18 protein-coding genes are annotated in these 16,673 nt (G+C 67.7%); 9 read left to right on the top strand and 9 right to left on the bottom strand.

The features are described from left to right. Window positions 1-219 precede the first annotated feature (219 nt). On the top strand, window positions 220-390 hold the full coding sequence (locus HMPREF9336_RS18495) for a hypothetical protein (protein ID WP_021030580.1): 171 nt from the start codon (window positions 220-222) through the stop codon (window positions 388-390). Window positions 391-745: 355 nt separating this feature from the next. Here HMPREF9336_RS18495 and HMPREF9336_RS11945 read toward each other — a convergent pair whose 3' ends face one another. Both HMPREF9336_RS11945 and HMPREF9336_RS18490 read right to left on the bottom strand, forming a co-directional pair. After that, window positions 746-1,084: a hypothetical protein gene (locus HMPREF9336_RS11945; RefSeq protein WP_040585553.1), complete on the bottom strand. Its 339-nt coding sequence runs from the start codon at window positions 1,082-1,084 to the stop codon at window positions 746-748. After that, window positions 1,071-1,289, bottom strand: coding sequence for a hypothetical protein (locus tag HMPREF9336_RS18490; protein WP_156920405.1), 219 nt, complete (start codon window positions 1,287-1,289; stop codon window positions 1,071-1,073). The genes HMPREF9336_RS11945 and HMPREF9336_RS18490 overlap by 14 nt, the downstream gene beginning before the upstream one ends. A 212-nt stretch (window positions 1,290-1,501) precedes the next feature. On the opposite strand from HMPREF9336_RS18490, the gene HMPREF9336_RS11940 reads away from it, so the two are divergent. Continuing rightward, the gene (locus HMPREF9336_RS11940) at window positions 1,502-1,735 is read left to right on the top strand and encodes a hypothetical protein (RefSeq protein ID WP_007467344.1); all 234 of its coding nucleotides are present in this window, start codon (window positions 1,502-1,504) and stop codon (window positions 1,733-1,735) included. A gap of 69 nt (window positions 1,736-1,804) precedes the next feature. Here HMPREF9336_RS11940 and HMPREF9336_RS11935 read toward each other — a convergent pair whose 3' ends face one another. The 3 genes from HMPREF9336_RS11935 to HMPREF9336_RS11925 all read right to left on the bottom strand — a co-directional run bounded on the left by HMPREF9336_RS11935 (window position 1,805) and on the right by HMPREF9336_RS11925 (window position 3,938). Next, on the bottom strand, window positions 1,805-2,527 hold the full coding sequence (locus tag HMPREF9336_RS11935) for an RsiV family protein (protein WP_007467341.1): 723 nt from the start codon (window positions 2,525-2,527) through the stop codon (window positions 1,805-1,807). Window positions 2,528-2,553: 26 nt separating this feature from the next. Further along, window positions 2,554-3,360 (bottom strand): S1/P1 nuclease, encoded by an 807-nt coding sequence (locus HMPREF9336_RS11930; protein WP_007467339.1) that lies wholly within the window; start codon window positions 3,358-3,360, stop codon window positions 2,554-2,556. A 107-nt stretch (window positions 3,361-3,467) separates the two neighbouring features. Further along, window positions 3,468-3,938: an Lrp/AsnC family transcriptional regulator gene (locus HMPREF9336_RS11925; RefSeq protein WP_021030579.1), complete on the bottom strand. Its 471-nt coding sequence runs from the start codon at window positions 3,936-3,938 to the stop codon at window positions 3,468-3,470. A gap of 75 nt (window positions 3,939-4,013) precedes the next feature. Here HMPREF9336_RS11925 and HMPREF9336_RS11920 point away from each other — a divergent pair, with 75 nt between their 5' ends. The 3 genes from HMPREF9336_RS11920 to HMPREF9336_RS11910 are packed head-to-tail and all read left to right on the top strand — an operon-like array spanning window position 4,014 to window position 5,374. After that, window positions 4,014-4,754 (top strand): AzlC family ABC transporter permease, encoded by a 741-nt coding sequence (locus tag HMPREF9336_RS11920; protein WP_021030578.1) that lies wholly within the window; start codon window positions 4,014-4,016, stop codon window positions 4,752-4,754. Beyond that, entirely contained in the window at window positions 4,747-5,073 is a 327-nt protein-coding gene (locus tag HMPREF9336_RS11915; protein ID WP_007467332.1) for a branched-chain amino acid transporter permease, read from the top strand. The genes HMPREF9336_RS11920 and HMPREF9336_RS11915 overlap by 8 nt, the downstream gene beginning before the upstream one ends. A gap of 49 nt (window positions 5,074-5,122) precedes the next feature. Then, window positions 5,123-5,374 (top strand): hypothetical protein, encoded by a 252-nt coding sequence (locus HMPREF9336_RS11910; RefSeq protein ID WP_007467330.1) that lies wholly within the window; start codon window positions 5,123-5,125, stop codon window positions 5,372-5,374. Window positions 5,375-5,416: 42 nt separating this feature from the next. Here HMPREF9336_RS11910 and HMPREF9336_RS11905 read toward each other — a convergent pair whose 3' ends face one another. Further along, entirely contained in the window at window positions 5,417-5,890 is a 474-nt protein-coding gene (locus HMPREF9336_RS11905; protein WP_007467328.1) for a hypothetical protein, read from the bottom strand. 28 nt (window positions 5,891-5,918) lie between these two features. Continuing rightward, complete coding sequence (locus tag HMPREF9336_RS11900; RefSeq protein WP_007467326.1) at window positions 5,919-7,484, bottom strand: helicase HerA-like domain-containing protein; 1,566 nt, start codon at window positions 7,482-7,484, stop codon at window positions 5,919-5,921. Between the two features lie 50 nt (window positions 7,485-7,534). On the opposite strand from HMPREF9336_RS11900, the gene HMPREF9336_RS11895 reads away from it, so the two are divergent. Continuing rightward, window positions 7,535-8,011, top strand: coding sequence for a very short patch repair endonuclease (locus HMPREF9336_RS11895; RefSeq protein WP_021030577.1), 477 nt, complete (start codon window positions 7,535-7,537; stop codon window positions 8,009-8,011). Between the two features lie 138 nt (window positions 8,012-8,149). Here HMPREF9336_RS11895 and HMPREF9336_RS11890 read toward each other — a convergent pair whose 3' ends face one another. After that, the gene (locus tag HMPREF9336_RS11890) at window positions 8,150-9,019 is read right to left on the bottom strand and encodes an SDR family oxidoreductase (RefSeq protein ID WP_007467321.1); all 870 of its coding nucleotides are present in this window, start codon (window positions 9,017-9,019) and stop codon (window positions 8,150-8,152) included. 155 nt (window positions 9,020-9,174) lie between these two features. Between HMPREF9336_RS11890 and HMPREF9336_RS11885 the strand changes: the two genes are divergently transcribed. From HMPREF9336_RS11885 to HMPREF9336_RS11875, 3 genes are all read left to right on the top strand, one after another. Beyond that, a complete protein-coding gene (locus tag HMPREF9336_RS11885) occupies window positions 9,175-10,572 on the top strand; it encodes an FAD-binding oxidoreductase (protein ID WP_007467319.1) in 1,398 nt (465 codons plus the stop codon). Between the two features lie 143 nt (window positions 10,573-10,715). After that, window positions 10,716-12,071: an FAD-binding oxidoreductase gene (locus HMPREF9336_RS11880; protein ID WP_021030576.1), complete on the top strand. Its 1,356-nt coding sequence runs from the start codon at window positions 10,716-10,718 to the stop codon at window positions 12,069-12,071. Between the two features lie 217 nt (window positions 12,072-12,288). Continuing rightward, complete coding sequence (locus HMPREF9336_RS11875; RefSeq protein ID WP_051357408.1) at window positions 12,289-15,957, top strand: multifunctional oxoglutarate decarboxylase/oxoglutarate dehydrogenase thiamine pyrophosphate-binding subunit/dihydrolipoyllysine-residue succinyltransferase subunit; 3,669 nt, start codon at window positions 12,289-12,291, stop codon at window positions 15,955-15,957. A gap of 17 nt (window positions 15,958-15,974) precedes the next feature. On the opposite strand, the gene HMPREF9336_RS11870 is transcribed toward HMPREF9336_RS11875, so the two are convergent. Then, the gene (locus HMPREF9336_RS11870) at window positions 15,975-16,562 is read right to left on the bottom strand and encodes a TetR/AcrR family transcriptional regulator (RefSeq protein WP_007467311.1); all 588 of its coding nucleotides are present in this window, start codon (window positions 16,560-16,562) and stop codon (window positions 15,975-15,977) included. Window positions 16,563-16,673 lie beyond the last annotated feature (111 nt).

Raw genomic sequence — 16,673 nt, 5'->3', positions numbered from 1 at the left:
TGCTGGTAGACGATTTCAGGATCGGGCACGGCTCCGGTCGTCGAAATCCCGCAGGTCGTGTGATTATCCGCATAGGTGGAATGTTTGGATCATTCGCTGTGTTGAACGACAAGTCCGAAGGATGCCGAAAAACCCAAGTCCTAAAAGACCCCGAAAAGCAAGCCTCTCTCAACGGCGATTCACCGTTGAGAGCTAGATCCCCCGAAGGAGCGTTCCGTCATGTTCTTCCTCTTCAACTTCTTCCCGCTCCTCGCGGCCGCCCCCGCAGACATGTCTCTGGTCCAGGCGTCCACGAACGATGTCGTCGCAGCGTCGCACGTCGGCCCGGTCCTTCAGGACGGCAACGCCGGATCCGCGGGAAGCGGCGACAGCCACGGGCACAACGGCTGATCCTGCCTTGCGTCAATGCTTCGGGCCCCCGCTGCGGCGGGGGCCCGAAGCATTTCCTGGTCCAATCCGCCGGGGTTCAGCGGGGCTCGGCCATCGCACCGTTGGCATCAATCAGGTCCGCATCCCTCGTAACGCCTCTCGGTCTCGAATCCGCGCCGTAGGTCTGTGGTGGTGCCGCTTTGGCGCGGTTGCTGTCCCGGCGCGCGGCCTCTTCGCTCGCCAGCGCATCAGCGCCGCCCTTGCCAAGGTGGGATGATGGTGACCCACGGCGTACGCTCCGGGGCACGGCAAATTTTTGGCCTGGGGCGGTCTCATTTCCCCATCCTGCCCGACATTTGCCACATCCAACCCGGCATCACGGGATGGCGAGCACCACGAACACCGCCGCCACGACCAGGAGGAAGACTGCGAGCAGCCCGGCGAAGGCGGCGTTCTTGACCTTCCGTCCTCGCATGCCTGCCCACAGGAGGAGGCATCCGAGCAGGAACCAGCCGCCGGATGTCCAGTACAGCCAGTGTTCGACCTCCAGCGAGCGGCCGGACTGCCACTCGTGGCCGTAGTCGTCGCTCGTCGTGCCGAGGTTTTTCACGCCGCGCGCGGCGATCACGCAGGTGCCCCATGCGGCATAGCTGATCAGAGCGGCGCTGACCCCCGCGAACATCCTCGCCGAGCTTTGCAATTCATGTTCTTCCATGCCGGACATCATCACAGGGCCGCCGCAACGCCCGTCCGCCGCAGCCGAATCCCAGCCATCGGCCTGGGCTCGTCGCAGCGGGCTTGGGCTTGTCGTGCCAGAGCGCTGCGGCGAGGGCGGCCGCTGCGGTCAGCGGAACGAGGGCCACCACGAAATGCGCGAAGAGGGGGTGCGCTGGCAAATCGCCGATCCGACCCACTTCCACGCGTCTCTCCGATCCTGTGGCTGCAATCTCCGCCAAAGCTCACGCGCGAGACCGGGAACGGCGTGGCGAACGCTGCCGAGGTGCGACCTTCGTCACCTTGCGGATCCTTCGGAATAAATAATTGGATGATTGGGTTTATTTAGGCATAAGCGAATGACGGCCGACGACCGAGAAGCCTCGACCGGACGACAAGACAAGAAAGGACCACCGCCATGAAAACTTTCGCAGCCAGCGCCCTGATCGCCCTCTCCGGCCTGTTCGGAGCCGCCGCGTACGCCTCGGCCGCCCCCGCGCACGAGACCGTGGTGGTCGCCCACCTCAGCGGCGACGCCCATGGGCACAACTACCGGAACCCCGACAACAACGACACTGTCACCAGCCAAGGCCCCAACAAGGCCACCGGAACGCTGCACGACACCATCGGCACCGCCCTCGGCGCCCGCTGAGCCGCAGCCCTCTCCCGAAAGGCCGCCCCGTCATGACGGGGCGGCCTTTCGCCGATGACGGCAGGGCAGTTAGATCAGCCCTGGGGCGAGCACGTCCCGGATCTGCCCGAACGGCACATGCCCCGTCTGCGGCCCAGCCGCGTAGCAGGCGACTTGGTACGGCAGGAAAAGGAAGCGCACCTCGCCCGGGGCGAGGACGAAATGCTGGTAATGCTCCGGATCGGCCCCGAGGCCTTGGACGATATTGAGCTCGAGGGGGTCCGAGGCCTCGACCGGCCGTCCCGCCAAAAGCTTTCGCTCAAGGTCCGCCTGCACGATCGGGGAGACGGCACGCAACGCCGAGGCGACATCGGGAAAGAGGTCCGCGAGCCCGATTCTGCGGTCGCCCTTGAACACCAAGGTCCGATAGCCCGCGACCGGATGGTACGCGCCGACCTCGGCGAAGACGGTCATGACGATATTGGTCACCCCGTCCGGGCCGGGGATCTGCTCGTAGGTCTCGCTGAGCGAGAACGGGCGGTCCGGCGTGGCGCGCGCCGCGTCGTGCTCGAATGTGGCCCGCAACGCGGCGAGCTCGTCGTCCGCCGCCTGTTGGACCGGCGGGTCAAGATCGAGCGGGACTTGCACCGACTCGGTGTACGCGGAGGCCGAGACGCGCACGACACAGCGGGACTGCGCCGCATCCCATGAGCCAGCCCGCGCCGAGCAGCCGAGGGGGTCGGCCTCGGCGGGAGCGAGGCCGAGACCCGCCAACAACGCGAAGGCCAACCACCCCGCGCGACGCTTGCCCATGCGCACAGCGTAGCGCGCGGGCGCGGCTATCCGGTGAGGATGGTGTTGAGGAGCAGGGCGAGGCGTTCGCCCGCCAGGTGGAGGCGTTGCTCCGCGACAGGCAGGTACTGCGCGGTGTACGGGGCCCCGATGGTCGAGGAGTCCGGGTAGGCGTGAATGGCGATCTCGCAAGACTCCTGGACCCACGTCGCCGGATCGTTCTGCAGGTCGGGCGCGGGCAGCTGGTCGTCGGGCATCGACTCGAGGCGCTGGACGAAGGCGACGTCCGAGAGGCCCAGCGTGGCGATGAGCCGGGTGTCCCACACGGAGTGCATGTTCGTGTGGACGCCGTTGTAGGTGATCGGGTGGTCGTTCCCGCCCCGGTCGCTCTCGTACCCAGCGTGGAACGGCTGGTGCGCGTCCCCGACGAAATGGACGACGAACTTGAGCGCCTGCGCCCGGTCCGCGTCGGACTCGGTCGTGTCGGCGAGAATCCTCGTCTGCTCGCGCAGCGCTTCCACGACATTCTGCCCGCCGCCCGCCGCGTCGGTGTAGACGCAGTTGTTGTCCGCGATGTCCGCGAAATGCCATGGCGCGGAGGTCCTGCCCAGCTCCGAGCCGCTGGAGCGGATGTCGTCCGCCCACGTCGCCACGCCCGCCAGCGTCGGGTTCGCCTCGCCAGCGAGCAGGCGGCCCACCACGCCCTTGGCCTCTGGAGTCAGATGGTTGTCGGCGTAGCCGCCGACAACGTCGTGGCCTTGGCGGCCCCACGCGAAAGCGGCGGGCGCGGGGGCGATGAGAGCGGCGGCGAGCATGGCTGCGACAGATGCGGAGAAACGGGAGAATTTGGCCATGCCGCCACCCTGCCGACTCGCCCCCGGCGCACGGAAGCGTCAAGGCACGGACTTTTCGGGCATGTCATCGACAATTCATCCGCCATCAGGGCGCTCGGCCCCGCAGTTCATTTCGAGTTCGTCGTCGCGCCCGGACGCAGCGATTTGAGGACTTTCATCGCGAATCGGGACGAGAGCTTTTGCACGCTGGGGATCGTCATCACCCGGTTGGTGAGGAATGCCTCATAGGCCGCCAGATCCTTGGTGGCGACGCGCACGAAATAGTCCGGCGAGCCGAACAGCCGGTACAGCTCCAGCACCTCGGGGAACCCGGCCATGGTGGCTTCGAACTCCTCGACGCTCGCGCGGTCGAACACGGTCAACGCCACCTCCAGCATGACCTCGAAGCCTTGGTCGAGGGCGGACGGGTCGACCACGGCCCGATAGCCGAGGATCACCCCGTCGGCCTCCAGACGTTGCACGCGGCGCAGACACGGGCCCGGCGTGAGATGCACCCGGTCGGCCAAGGCGACATTCGACAATCGGCCGTCTTCTTGCAGATGGCTGATTATTGCTCGATCTGTTGAATCAAGATCCATTTATTGCATATTACTCGGCATTGCCGCGATACTTCACAATAATAATCGGGCGTTCTTCTGGGAAAATTGCTCAACGTGAGCAATGATCTGACCCTCGGCCAAACGTCCCCGCCGCAGGCGGCCCGACTGCCGACATGGCGCGCGGAAGCCGCTGCGGGAGTGCGCCTGTCGCTGGCCGCCGGACTGGGCATGTACCCCATCGGCGTGGCGTTCGGGCTCTTCGTGGTCCAAACCGGTCTGCCGTGGTGGATCGCCCCCGCGTTGTCCGTCGCCGTGTACGCCGGATCTCTGGAATTGCTGCTGGTGGGCATGGTGGCCGCCACGACCCCCTTGGCGACGATCGCGCTCACGACGCTCCTGGTCAACTTCCGGCACGTCTTCTACGCCTTCACCTTCCCGCTTCGGACAGTGAGCAATCCCATCGCGCGCCTCTATTCCGTCTACGCCCTCATCGACGAGGCGTACGCGGTCACCGCCGCGAGGCCGGGGCCGTGGACGCCGTGGCGGCTGCTCGCCATGCAAGCCGCGTTCCAGTGCTACTGGGTCGGCGGCGGGCTCACCGGCGTGCTCGTCGCCACCGCCCTCCCCGGCCCGGTCAAAGGGCTGGAGTTCGCGCTGTGCGCCCTGTTCGTCACCCTCGCCCTCGACGCCTGCCGCTCCCGCGAGCACGTGCCCTCGCTCGCGCTCGCGGGCCTGAGCTTCTCCCTCGCCTTGGTCCTCGCCCCGGGATCGGCGCTGTTCGTCGCGCTGACGCTGTTCGTCGCCGCGCTCGCGGTCCGCTACGCCCTCGCCCGCAGGCGGAGCGCCCGTGCCTGATCCGCAGTACATCGCCGCCGCCTTGGCGATCGCCTTCGCCATCACCTTCGCGCTGCGCGCCGCGCCGTTCGCGGTGCTCGGCGCGTTGCGCTCCTCGAAACTCGTGTCCGCGATGGCGCTCTGGATGCCCGCAGGGCTCCTGGCCATCCTCGCCGCCTCGACGTTCCGCAACACCGTCCAGGCGGACCCCTCGTCCTTCCTCAAAGCCGCGCTCTCCGTGGCGGTGACCTCGGCCGCGCACCTCGCGTTCGGCCGCCGAACCCTCTTGAGCGTCGGCCTCGGCACCCTCTGTTTCGCCGCGCTGACCAATCTATTGTGATCAATCTAACATAGGAGTAGCCTGAATGGCGTAGGAAAGGAGTGCTCCGATGAGTCTTCGCAACACCTTCGCTGAATGGGATCTGCTCAACCGCTTCGCCGCCTGGACAGGCTACTTCACGGCGTTGCTCGTCACCGCGTCAACCGCGTGCATGCTCGTGGCGTTCGCGTCCAAGCACATCGGCTGGGGCTTGGTCGCCGCGGCAGCGGTGGCCATCGAGCTGGTCTTCGGCTCTGCCGTGGTCGGCGGCGTCAGCCTCTACGACCGCCGACACCACCACGAGATGCCGCATCTGCTCTAGAGCGCCTGGGCAAGTCCGGCTCGGACGCGCCGCTATTTCGCGCTATTTCGCGTGCTTCGGCCGGTGCCGGTGGATGTCGTCCGCCCACGTGGTCTCCCATGCGCGCTCGCGGGCGCTGGGGCCGGACTCCTCGGCGGCGACGGGCGGCGGGGCCTGCCAGTCGAGCTCGTCGAGCCCCTCGACCCGCTCCTCGCCCGGATCGCGCCACGTCGGCCTGGCGGGGGCGGACGATGGCAATGTCACACGCAGCGCCGGCGGTTGCTGGCTGTCCTCCTGTGCTCCCACCGGATCCGCGCTGAACTCGAAGTATGGCTGCGGTTCTGGGTGATGCGGGGCCTGCTCGCCGAAATACGGCTCCGGGGCGAGCATCGGCTGGGCGGGCTCGGCCTCCCACGAAGAAGACGGGAACTCCGGAGCCGACCACGAACCGGACAGCCGCGCGGCTTCAGCGGCGGTTTGTCGCTGAAGCTCCTCCTCCGCCCACATCTCTTCCCACGTGATGTCGCCGTCGGTCATTGCTCCAGCGTACTCGCGCCGGGCCGGATCACCGCCTGCCCTTACCAAAAAGAGACTTTGAGATTTCCCTGCCGAGCGTCGAGCCGAGATTGCGCATAAAACCCTTCACCGCCTGGTTCCCCAACACTTTCTCCACCAGCCCGGGCTCCTCTTTCTCCCGGCGCGCAGGCTTCGCCTCGGGCGGCGCGGCGGGCCCGGAGGCCTCGGCCTCCTGGGCCGAGCCGGAGGCTGCGGGCGGTTGGCTCAACGCCTCGTACGCGGACGGACGGTCCTGGGTCTGCGCGTACTTCGCGTACAGGGCGCTGCGCGCCGAAGAGCCGTGGATCGCTTCGCCGCCGATGGCGCCCATGAACGAGCGCGGCGCGCGCAGCCGCGTCCACGCCACCGGCGTCGGGGCTCCGGTCTCGGAGAGCACCGTGACGATCGCCTCGCCGATCCCCGCCGAGGTGAGCGCCGACTGGATGTCGTAGACCTTGCTGGTCGGATACGTCTTCGCGGTGCGCACGAGCGCTTTTTGGTCCTCCGGGGTGAAGGCGCGCAGCGCGTGCTGCACCCTGGCTCCGAGCTGGGAGAGGATCTCATTGGGGATGTCCGTGGGCAGCTGCGTGCATAAGATCACCGAAACGCCCTTCGAGCGGATCAGCTTCACCGTCTGCTCGATCTGCGCGATGAATGCCTTCGAGGCGTCTTTGAACAAGAGGTGCGCCTCGTCCAGGATGAACACCAGCTTCGGCTTGTCGACGTCGCCGATCTCCGGAAGGGTCTGGAAAAGACGGGAGAGCACCCACATCAGGAAGGTGGAGAAGAGCACCGGCCGGGCCGACTGGTCGCCGAGCTCGAACAGGGTGATCACGCCCCGCCCGTCCGGGGTGACCCGCAAGAGGTCGTTCACATCGATCTCCGGCTCGCCGAAGAACACGTCGCCCCCGTCGCCCTCAAGGTTCGCCACCGCGCGCAGGATGACGCCCGCGCTCGCGGACGACACCCCGCCCAGCGCCTTCAGCTCCGCCTTGCCCTCGTCGCCGGTGAGGTAGCCGATGACCGCTTTGAGGTCTTTGAGGTCGACGAGGTCGAGCCCCTTGTCCTTCGCCCACCGGAAGATGAGGCCGAGCGTCGACTCCTGGGTGTCGTTGAGGCCGAGGATCTTCGAGAGCAGGATCGGGCCGAAGCTCGCGACCGTGCCCCGGATCGGCACGCCGATCCCCTCGGTGCCGAGCGAGACGAACTCGGTCGGGTACGCGGTCGGGGTCCAGTCGTCGGCCAGCTGCTCGGCGCGCTGGGCGATCTTCTCGCCCGGTTTGCCCGGCATGGCGAGGCCGGAGAGGTCGCCTTTCACGTCGGCCATGACCACCGGGACCCCGTTCGCCGACAGCTGCTCGGCGACGAGCTGCAAGGTCTTCGTCTTGCCCGACCCGGTCGCGCCGGCCACCAGCCCGTGCCGGTTGAGCGTCGCGAGCGGCAGGTTCACCGACGCGGCCGAGTCCACTTTCCCGTCGACGAGGACGGCTCCGAGGCGCAAGGCGAGCCCCTCTGTCTTATAGCCCTCGGCAATCTCTTGGGCGGCGGGGATCTGCTCGGCTCCAGTTGGGCTCATCGGAGGTCCTTTCCTCGATCAAGGCGTGCGGACAACATTATGCTGTATCCATGGCGCGCCGTCGCACTTCTGACGAGACAGTGCCGGACGGCAGCTGGGCCACCAGCGTCGCGACCCGCAAGTCGATGCTGAGCAACCGGAGCCGCGACACCTCTCCCGAGCTCAAACTCCGCAGGCTGCTGTGGGCGCAGGGGCTGCGCTACCGGGTCGCCGCGAAACCGCTGGCCGACCGCCGGCGCAGCGTCGACATCGTCTTCGGGCCCGCGAAAGTCGCCGTCGAGATCCACGGCTGCTTCTGGCACGGCTGCCCCGAGCACTACCGGCCGCCGGGCAGCAACGTCGAGTACTGGTCCGCGAAGATCGCCCGCAACCAAGCACGGGACGCCGTGAAGCTCGTCGCGCTCGAAGCCGAGGGCTGGGAAGTCATCGTGGCGTGGGAGCACGAGAACCCCGAGGACGTCGCGCTCAGAGTCGCCGAGGCGGTCGCCCGCCGCAGGCCGAGGCCCAAGCCAAAGCCGCCCTGCTGACCATACGGACGCATCGCAAGGCGGCAAGGCCAAGCCGCCCGGCCGATCCACATGGCCGGGGTGCCCGGCGCGGCGCGCGGAAGAGCGAGGAACGGCGGGGATGACGACGGGGGACCGCCGTTTGGGCGGACGGAAACTCTACTTGGCTTGGCCCGTCGTCCGCTCGATGTACTTCTTGCGGGCGCTGACGTCGACCCCGCCGCCGGTCATGACCGTGCTCAGCCCCAGCACCCTTGTGACGAACACCGTGAGCCTCGGCGACCAGCGCACCATGGCGAGGAGCGGGTCGAGCGCCGTGACGAAGCCGGGCACCCAGCGGTTGCGTCCCCGGCCCGCCGCGGAGACCACGATGGCTTCGGCGACTTTCTCCGGGGGCTGCGGACGGACGATCTTGAGGATCAAGGCATCCTCCACGTTGATGCCGTCGATCAGCCCCGTCTTGATGAAGGACGGCATGATGGTGGTCACTTCGACGTTGTGCTGCGAGAGTTCGAAACGCAGCGCCTCGGAGAAGCCGACGACGCCGTACTTCGCAGCGTTGTAGGTGGACAGGCCCGCGACGCCGATCTTCCCGGCGATCGAGGCGATGTTGACGATGTGGCCGGTCCGCCGGGGGATCATCCGTTTCGCCGCTTCCCGGCTGCCGAAGATCACCGAGTTCAAATCGATGGACAGCTGCTTGTCCGTGACGCGCTGGGACTCGTCCACAAGGTCGCCGACGATCATCACGCCCGCGTTGTTGACGAGCACGTCGATCGGGCCGAACGCCTTCTCCGCCTCGTCGATGAAACTCGCGAACTGCTCGTAGTTGGTCACGTCCAAAGGAAGGGCGATGATGTCCCCGCCGATCTCGTCGGCAGCCTTCTTCGCCAGGTCGATGTCGAGGTCCCCGATGGCCACCTTCGCGCCTTGCGCGATGAACGCCTCTGCGGTCACACGGCCGATGCCCTGGGCCCCGCCGGTGATCAAAACGACTTTGCCCCGCAATTTGCTCAGGTCACGCGCCATCTGTTCGTCCTTCCTTGCTCCGCTGCTCCGAAGATCCCGTCGCAGAAATCTCCGGTCATTTACTATAACAACGTTCAGGCTGTTCGTCGCAGTCCGTTCGCCATTGCGCGACCGCGCGCGAAGCCGCGCCTGTGCGAAGTGCTAGGAAAAGACGCATGGCATCCTCCCCCGTCCCCGGCGAGCACGACATGGACCTGCTCTTCGCCGGACTCGCGGCACAGCTCCCGCCTGGCGTGGTGATCGACGACCCGGACATCCTCGAGAGCTACCGGCGCGACCGCGCCGACGACCCCAAGGCAGGAACGCCGCGCGCGGTGGCCCGGCCCACTTCCGCCGAGGAGGTGAGCCGCATCCTGCGGTGGGCGAGCGCGAACGCCGTCGCCGTGGTCCCGCGCGGCGCAGGGTCCAGCCTGTCCGGCGGCTCCACCGCCGTCGACGGCTGCCTCGTCCTGTCCACCGAGCGGATGCGCGCCGTCGCCGTCGACCCGGTCACCCGTGTGGCCGTCGTCGGGCCGGGCCTGCTCAACGCCGAGCTCAAAGCCGCAGCGGCCGAGCACGGCCTGTGGTACCCGCCCGACCCCTCTTCCTACGAGTTCTGCAGCATCGGCGGGAACATCGCCACGAACGCGGGCGGGCTGTGCTGCGTGAAATACGGCGTCACCACCGACTACGTCCTCGGCCTTGAAGTGGTCCTCGCGGACGGCGAGGTGCTGCGCCTCGGCGGGCCGAGGATCAAGGACACCGCAGGGCTGTCCCTGCTCAAGCTCTTCGTCGGCAGCGAGGGGACCCTCGGCGTGTTCACCGAGGCCACGCTGCGCCTGCTGCCCGCCCAACCCAAGCCGAGCACGCTGATCGCCACCTTCGGCGAGGTCCGCAAGGCAAGCGAAGCGGTGCTCGCGATTTGCGGCAAACTGCGCCCCGCCATGCTCGAATTCATGGACCGCGCCACGATCAACGCGGTCGAGGACATGCTCCGCATGGGGCTCGACCGCCAGGCAGAGGCCATGCTCGTCATCCAATCCGACGCCCCCGGCGAAGCGGCGGGCTCCGAAGTCGAGCTGATCGCCGAGATCGTCGGCGCGGTCGGGGCCGCCGAGGTCTTCGTCACCACCGACCCCCACGAGGGCGAGGCGTTCGTCGTCGCCCGCCGCGCCGCGATTCCCGCCGTGGAACGCCTCGGCCACCTCCTCCTCGAAGACGTCGGCGTGCCCATCCCGAAACTGCCGGATCTGATCGACGGGGTCCGCGCCATCGGCGCGGCGAACGAGGTGACCATCGCCGTCATCGCGCACGCGGGCGACGGGAACACCCATCCGCTCATCGTGCACGACCCCGAGGACGAGGACGAGACCCGCCGGGCCGAGCGCGCGTTCGGCGAGATCATGGACCTCGCGATCCGCTTGGACGGCACGATCACCGGGGAACACGGGGTCGGCAGGCTCAAAAAAGGCTGGCTGCCCGACCAGATCGGGCCGGCGGCCATGGCGCTGTCCCGACGGATCAAAACCGCGCTCGACCCCGAGGGCGTCTTGAACCCCGGCGCGATCTTCTAACGGGCCTCGGCCATGCCCCTGCGGCACGCGGCGGCGGACCGGATCTTCGCCGGGAGATCCACCATTCGGCCACAGGAGCCCCATCTTTCCCAGGCGTAAAGTTCCTCTTTTCTCCCCCCGCAGCAGGGCGTACTATCTGCGAGATGTCCACGCTGGAGTCCAAGCTCGAAGCCATCGTCGGCACGGCGCACCTGCTCACCGATCCAGATGTGCTCGTCGGCTGGGCGACCGATTGGACCGGCAGGGACCGGGGGGCGGCCCGCGCGGTGGTCCGGCCGGGGGACGCCGACCAAATCGCCGAGGTGTTGAACGTATGCCGCGCCTCGGGCGCGCCGGTCACCATCCACGGCGGCGGCACCTCGCTGGTGTCCGGCACCGTGCCCCGGCGCGGGGACGTGCTCCTGTCCACCTCCCGGCTGACCGAGGTCGGCGCGGTCGACCCCACCCACAAATGCGTCCGGGTCGGCGCGGGGACGAAGCTCCAGACGCTGCGCTCGCTCGCCGCCGAGCACGGCCTGCTCTTCGGCGTCGACCTCTCCGCCCGCGACAGCGCGACGATCGGCGGCATGGTCGCCACGAACGCGGGCGGGCTGCACACCATCCGCTACGGCCGGACCAGCGAGCAAATGCGCGGCCTTGAGGCGGTGCTGCCCGACGGCTCGATCATCAAACGGTTCCCCCGCGTCCCCGACGACCGCAGCGGCCTCGACCTCGCCTCGTTGTTCGTGGGCAGCGAGGGCGTGCTCGGCGTCGTCACGGCGGTCGAAGTGGCGCTGCGGCCCCGGCCCCGGCACCGGGTCACCGCGCTCGCTGGTTTCGCGGCCCTCGAGGACCTCGTCGCGGCGGCAGTCTGCCTGCGCGACGTCCCTGGGGTGGACGCGCTCGAACTCCTCGACGGCGAAGGGGTGCGCCTCGCGTCGGACCGGCTGGGGCTCGCCTGCCCGGTGAAAGCGGAATGGCTCCTCTTGGCGGAGCTCGCGAGCGACAGGGAACAGCTCGTCGAGCTCGCCGAGTTGCTCGCCGCCGCCGAGGTGGTCGAAGAACCCGCGATCAGCCAGGACTCCGTCGGGCGCGCCAAGCTCTGGCAGGTCCGCGAGTCCTTCGCCGAAGTGACCAAGCTCTTCGGCCCGCCGACGAAATTCGACCTCTCGCTGAACTTCGAGTCCGTCGCCCCGTTCGCCGCCGACGCGGCCGCGCTGCTAGCCGAGCAGGCTCCCGACGCGATCCCCGTCCTTTTCGGCCATATCGGCGTCGGCAACCTGCACTTGAACGTGCTGCGCTGCCCCGACCCGAGCCGCGTCTTCGGCCCGATGCTCGATTTGATCGCCGAGCACGGCGGGAACATCAGCTCCGAGCACGGGCTCGGCAGCCTCAAACGCGACTACCTCTCCCTCGCGCGCAGCCCCGAGGAGATCGCCGCGATGCGCTCGGTCAAACGGGCCTTCGACCCAGACGGATACTTGAACTCGGCAGTGCTCTTCCCCACAGCCTCCGAGTGATCCGCTCTCGCCCACATCGGAGGACCCCCTCGGCCTTACCAACCTCTCAGAAAGGCGAGTATTCTGAATGGCGCTCCGACAAAACCGGAGCTGAAGGACCGGGTCGCGCCGTCCCGGTCAAGCACACCGCGCAAGTGGGCAAGAGGGAAAGTGGGCGAGAGCTCCTGTGAGTGAGACCACCGTCGATTTCGGACAGAACTCGTGGCTTGTGGAAGAGATGTACCACCGGTTCAAGGAGAACCCGAGTTCGGTCGACCCGAGTTGGCACGAGTTCCTGACGGACTACCACTCCACATTGGACTCGATCGCTGGAGCCGACAACGGCAGCCACGCCCCGGAGCCCGCCCCCGCGCCAGCCCCGAAGGCTCCGGCCCCGACTCCTCCTGCCCCGGCGGCTCCGCCCGCCCCGAAGGCTTCGAACGGCAGCGCCCCGGTCGCGCAGAGCCCCGCCCCAGCCGCCCCCAAGCCCCCCGCTCCGGCGGCTCCCGCCCCGCAACCCGCCGCGCCGTCCGCCCCGGCCAGCGACGAGAGCGTCCCCCTCAAAGGCATCGCCGCCGCTGTGGCGAAGAACATGACCGCCTCCCTGAGCGTGCCGACGGCCACGAGCGTGCGGGCCATCCCTGCCAAGGCGATGATCGACAACCGCATCGTCATCAACAACCACATGAACCGCACTCGCGGCGGCAAGATCTCCTTCACCCACCTCATCGGCTACGCCGTGGTGCAGGCGGTGAAGAAGTTCCCCGGCATGAACCGGCACTTCGCCGAGGTGGACGGCAAGCCCCAGCTGGTCACCCCCGCGCACATCAACCTCGGCATCGCCATCGACACCGTCGGCAAGGACGGCAAGCGGACCCTGGTGGTCCCGGCGATCAAACACTGCGAGGAGTTCGGCTTCGGCCAGTTCATCGCCGCGTACGAGGACGTCGTGCGCCGGGGCCGCGAAGGCAAACTCGGCACCGAGGACTACGCCGGGGTCACCATCTCCCTGACCAACCCCGGCACCATCGGCACCGTCCACTCCGTGCCCCGTCTCATGGCGGGCCAGGGCGCGATCATCGGCGTGGGCGCCATGGAGTACCCCGCCGAGTTCCAGGGCGCGAGCGAAGAGCGCATCGCCGAACTCGCGGTCGGCAAGCTCATCACCCTCACCTCGACCTACGACCACCGCATCATCCAGGGGGCCGAGTCCGGCGACTTCCTGCGCACCGTGCACCAGCTGCTCGTCTCCGACGAGTTCTACGACGAGCTGTACACCGCGCTGCGGATCCCCTACGAGCCGATCCGGTGGCGCTCGGACATCGTCGAGCACGGCGTGGACAAGTCCACCCGCGTCCTTGAGATCATCTCCGCGTACCGCTCCCGAGGGCACCTCATGGCGGACACCGACCCGCTGCTCTTCAACCAGCAGCGCCGCACCGGCCACCCCGACCTCGACGTGCTCAACCACAACCTGACCCTGTGGGATCTCGACCGCACCTTCAACGTCGGCGGCTTCCAGGGCAAAGAGCGGATGAAGCTGCGCGACGTGCTCGCGGTGCTCCGCGACTCGTACTGCCGCCACGTCGGCGTGGAGTACGCCCACATCCTCGAGCCCGAGCAGCGCGAATGGCTCCAGGAGCAGGTGGAGGTCCGGCACCAGAAGCTGAGCGTCAACATGCAGAAGTACATTCTCTCGAAGCTCAACGCCGCCGAGTCCTTCGAGAACTTCTTGCACACCAAATACATCGGACAGAAGCGCTTCTCGCTCGAAGGGGCCGAGACGACCATCCCGATGATGGACGCCATCATCGACCGGGCCGCCGAGCACGCGCTCGACGAAGTCGTCATCGGCATGCCCCACCGAGGCAGGCTCAACGTGCTCGCCAACATCGTCGGCAAGCCCTACAAGTTGATCTTCAACGAGTTCGAGGGCAACCTCGACCCGAGCCTCTACCACGGCTCCGGCGACGTGAAGTACCACCTCGGGGCCGAGGGCACCTACTTCCAGATGTTCGGCGAGAACGAGATCAAGGTCTCCCTCACCGCCAACCCCAGCCACCTCGAAGCCGTGGACCCGGTGCTCGCGGGCATCGTCCGGGGCAAGCAGGACCAGGTCGAGGACGGAGCCGAGCGGTTCCCGATCATGGCGCTCGCCCTGCACGGCGACGGCGCGTTCGCGGGCCAAGGCGTGGTCGCCGAGACCCTCAACATGTCCGGCCTCACCGGCTACAACATCGGCGGCACCGTCCACATCGTGGTGAACAACCAGATCGCCTTCACCACCTCCCCGGACGAGGGCCGCTCCAGCGTGTACTGCACCGACGTCGCCAAGACCATCGGCGCCCCGGTCTTCCACGTGAACGGGGACGACCCCGAGGCCGCCGTGTGGGTCGCCCAGCTCGCCGTGGACTTCCGCGAACGGTTCCACCGCGACGTCGTCATCGATCTGATCTGCTACCGCCAGCGCGGCCACAACGAGGGCGACGACCCTTCGATGACGCAGCCGACCATGTACGACGTGATCGAGAACAAGCGCTCGGTGCGCAAGAGCTACACCGAGGCGCTGATCGGCCGAGGCGACATCACCATCAAAGAGGCCGACGACGCCCTCCGCGACTACCAGGGCCAGCTGGAGCGGGTGTTCAACGAGGTCAAGGAGCTCGAGCGGATCCCGCCCGCTCCGAGCCACTCGGTGGAGGCCGACCAGCAGCTGCCGATCTCCCTGGTCACCGCGGTGCCGAAAACCGTGTTGGAGAAGATCGGCGACGCCCTCGTGGACCTTCCGGAGGGCTTCACGCCGCATCCGAAGGTGTTCCCGGTCAACCAGCGCCGCCACGAGATGTCCCGCTCCGGGAACGTCGACTGGTCGACCGCCGAGCTCTTCGCCTTCGGCTCGCTCCTTCTGGAGGGGCGCGGCGTGCGGCTCTCTGGCCAGGACTGCCGCCGTGGCACGTTCAGCCAGCGCCACGCGCTGCTCATCGACCGGCACAACGGCGAGCTGTTCAGCCCGCTCTCCGTCCTCGCCGCGAAAGCCGGGAGCGACGCCCGGTTCGAGGTGTACGACTCCCCGCTGTCCGAGTACGCGGTCATGGGCTTCGAGTACGGCTACTCGCTCGCCAACCCGACCACCCTCACGCTGTGGGAGGCGCAGTTCGGCGACTTCGCCAACGGAGCCCAGTCCATCATCGACGAGTACATCTCCTCCGGCGAGGCCAAGTGGGGACAGCGCTCCGACGTGGTGCTCCTGCTCCCCCACGGACAGGAGGGCCAAGGCCCCGACCACAGCTCGGGCCGCATCGAGCGCTACCTGTCGCTCTGCGCGGAGAACTCGATGACCGTGGCGCACCCGTCCACCCCGGCGAGCTACTTCCACCTGCTGCGCAGGCACAGCCTGGACGGTATCACCCGCCCGCTGATCGTCTTCACCCCCAAGTCGATGCTGCGCAACAAGCACGCGGTCAGCTCCATCGCGGACTTCACCGAGGGCAAGTTCCTCTCCGTGCTCGACGACCCGACGACCGCGACCGAAGCCGCCGCCCAGAAAGTGCGCACGGTGATCCTCACCAGCGGCAAGCTCTACTGGCAGCTCGCGGAGCGCAAAGAGAAGGAAGGCCGCGAGGACATCGCGATCGTCCGGATCGAGCAGCTCTACCCCGAGCCGGTCAAGCGCCTGCGGGCCGCCCTTGAGCGCTACCCGAACGCCTCGGACTTCCGCTGGGCGCAGGAAGAGCCTGCGAACCAGGGCCCGTGGCCGCACCTTGGCCTCGCTCTGCCCGAGCTTCTGCCGGACCTCTTGCCGAAGCTCACCAGGGTCTCCCGCCGCGCGATGAGCGCCCCGTCCTCGGGCTCGGCGAAGGTGCACGAGGTGGAGCAACAAGAGCTGCTTCGCCAGGCGTTCGCCTGACGGAGAGATCGCCGGGGTCATGCCCCCGCAATGGACACGACGGCCTCGACGAGCGGGACGACGACGCGCTCGTCCGTCTGTTCTCTGGTGAGCAGCGCCCGGTAGTAGAGGGGCGCGACGAGCATCTCCAACAGCAGATCCGGCGGCATGTCACGGGCGAGTTCGCCACGGGCGGCCGCTCGGTCGAGCATCACGTGGGCCAGGTCGAACCGCGACCGCCAGAACGCGGCGCGTTGTTCGTCGAAACCCGGATCGTCGACCATGATCAACGACCGGACGAGCGCGAGACCGAGAGGTGTGGACAAGTAGGCCGTCATCGCAAGGGCGAACGCCATGAGGTCGCCTCGTAACGAACCGGTGTCCGGAACAGGAAGCTGCTGTTCGCTGTAGGCGAGCAACGCGTCGACGACAAGGTGTTCGCGGCTCGGCCAGCGCCGGTAGACCGTCGTGTCGTGCACGCCCGCCGTTCGAGCGATCTGGCTGATCACGACTCCTGCAACGCCATGTTCGGCGACCGCGTCCAAAGTCGCCCGCAAGACCCGTTCGCGCACGACGGCGGAGCGTCCGCCCGTGCGGCGGCGGACAGATGAGCTCTCCTCGCGCATATGTCCGATATTAACGCAGAATCCTTGCGATAAATCGGCGTTCGGACTAGAGTGGGAGTTAAAGCAAGACAACTGCGTTAACTCTCACTCGTCGCAACGCCCCCAGGAAAG

The sequence above is a fragment of the Segniliparus rugosus ATCC BAA-974 genome (assembly GCF_000185725.2).
Lineage (GTDB): Bacteria > Actinomycetota > Actinomycetes > Mycobacteriales > Mycobacteriaceae > Segniliparus > Segniliparus rugosus.
Note: the sequence above shows the minus strand (reverse complement) of the source record. Positions and strands in the feature narration are given on the sequence as shown.

Coding starts and splice junctions, on each gene's coding strand:
- HMPREF9336_RS18495 (WP_021030580.1), top strand. CDS start 220: ATGTTCTTCCTCTTCAACTTCTTCCCGCTCCTCGCGGCCGCCCCCGCA.
- HMPREF9336_RS11945 (WP_040585553.1), bottom strand. CDS start 1,084: ATGGAAGAACATGAATTGCAAAGCTCGGCGAGGATGTTCGCGGGGGTC.
- HMPREF9336_RS11940 (WP_007467344.1), top strand. CDS start 1,502: ATGAAAACTTTCGCAGCCAGCGCCCTGATCGCCCTCTCCGGCCTGTTC.
- HMPREF9336_RS11935 (WP_007467341.1), bottom strand. CDS start 2,527: ATGGGCAAGCGTCGCGCGGGGTGGTTGGCCTTCGCGTTGTTGGCGGGT.
- HMPREF9336_RS11930 (WP_007467339.1), bottom strand. CDS start 3,360: ATGGCCAAATTCTCCCGTTTCTCCGCATCTGTCGCAGCCATGCTCGCC.
- HMPREF9336_RS11925 (WP_021030579.1), bottom strand. CDS start 3,938: ATGGATCTTGATTCAACAGATCGAGCAATAATCAGCCATCTGCAAGAA.
- HMPREF9336_RS11910 (WP_007467330.1), top strand. CDS start 5,123: ATGAGTCTTCGCAACACCTTCGCTGAATGGGATCTGCTCAACCGCTTC.
- HMPREF9336_RS11905 (WP_007467328.1), bottom strand. CDS start 5,890: ATGACCGACGGCGACATCACGTGGGAAGAGATGTGGGCGGAGGAGGAG.
- HMPREF9336_RS11900 (WP_007467326.1), bottom strand. CDS start 7,484: ATGAGCCCAACTGGAGCCGAGCAGATCCCCGCCGCCCAAGAGATTGCC.
- HMPREF9336_RS11895 (WP_021030577.1), top strand. CDS start 7,535: ATGGCGCGCCGTCGCACTTCTGACGAGACAGTGCCGGACGGCAGCTGG.
- HMPREF9336_RS11890 (WP_007467321.1), bottom strand. CDS start 9,019: ATGGCGCGTGACCTGAGCAAATTGCGGGGCAAAGTCGTTTTGATCACC.
- HMPREF9336_RS11885 (WP_007467319.1), top strand. CDS start 9,175: ATGGCATCCTCCCCCGTCCCCGGCGAGCACGACATGGACCTGCTCTTC.
- HMPREF9336_RS11880 (WP_021030576.1), top strand. CDS start 10,716: ATGTCCACGCTGGAGTCCAAGCTCGAAGCCATCGTCGGCACGGCGCAC.
- HMPREF9336_RS11875 (WP_051357408.1), top strand. CDS start 12,289: ATGTACCACCGGTTCAAGGAGAACCCGAGTTCGGTCGACCCGAGTTGG.
- HMPREF9336_RS11870 (WP_007467311.1), bottom strand. CDS start 16,562: ATGCGCGAGGAGAGCTCATCTGTCCGCCGCCGCACGGGCGGACGCTCC.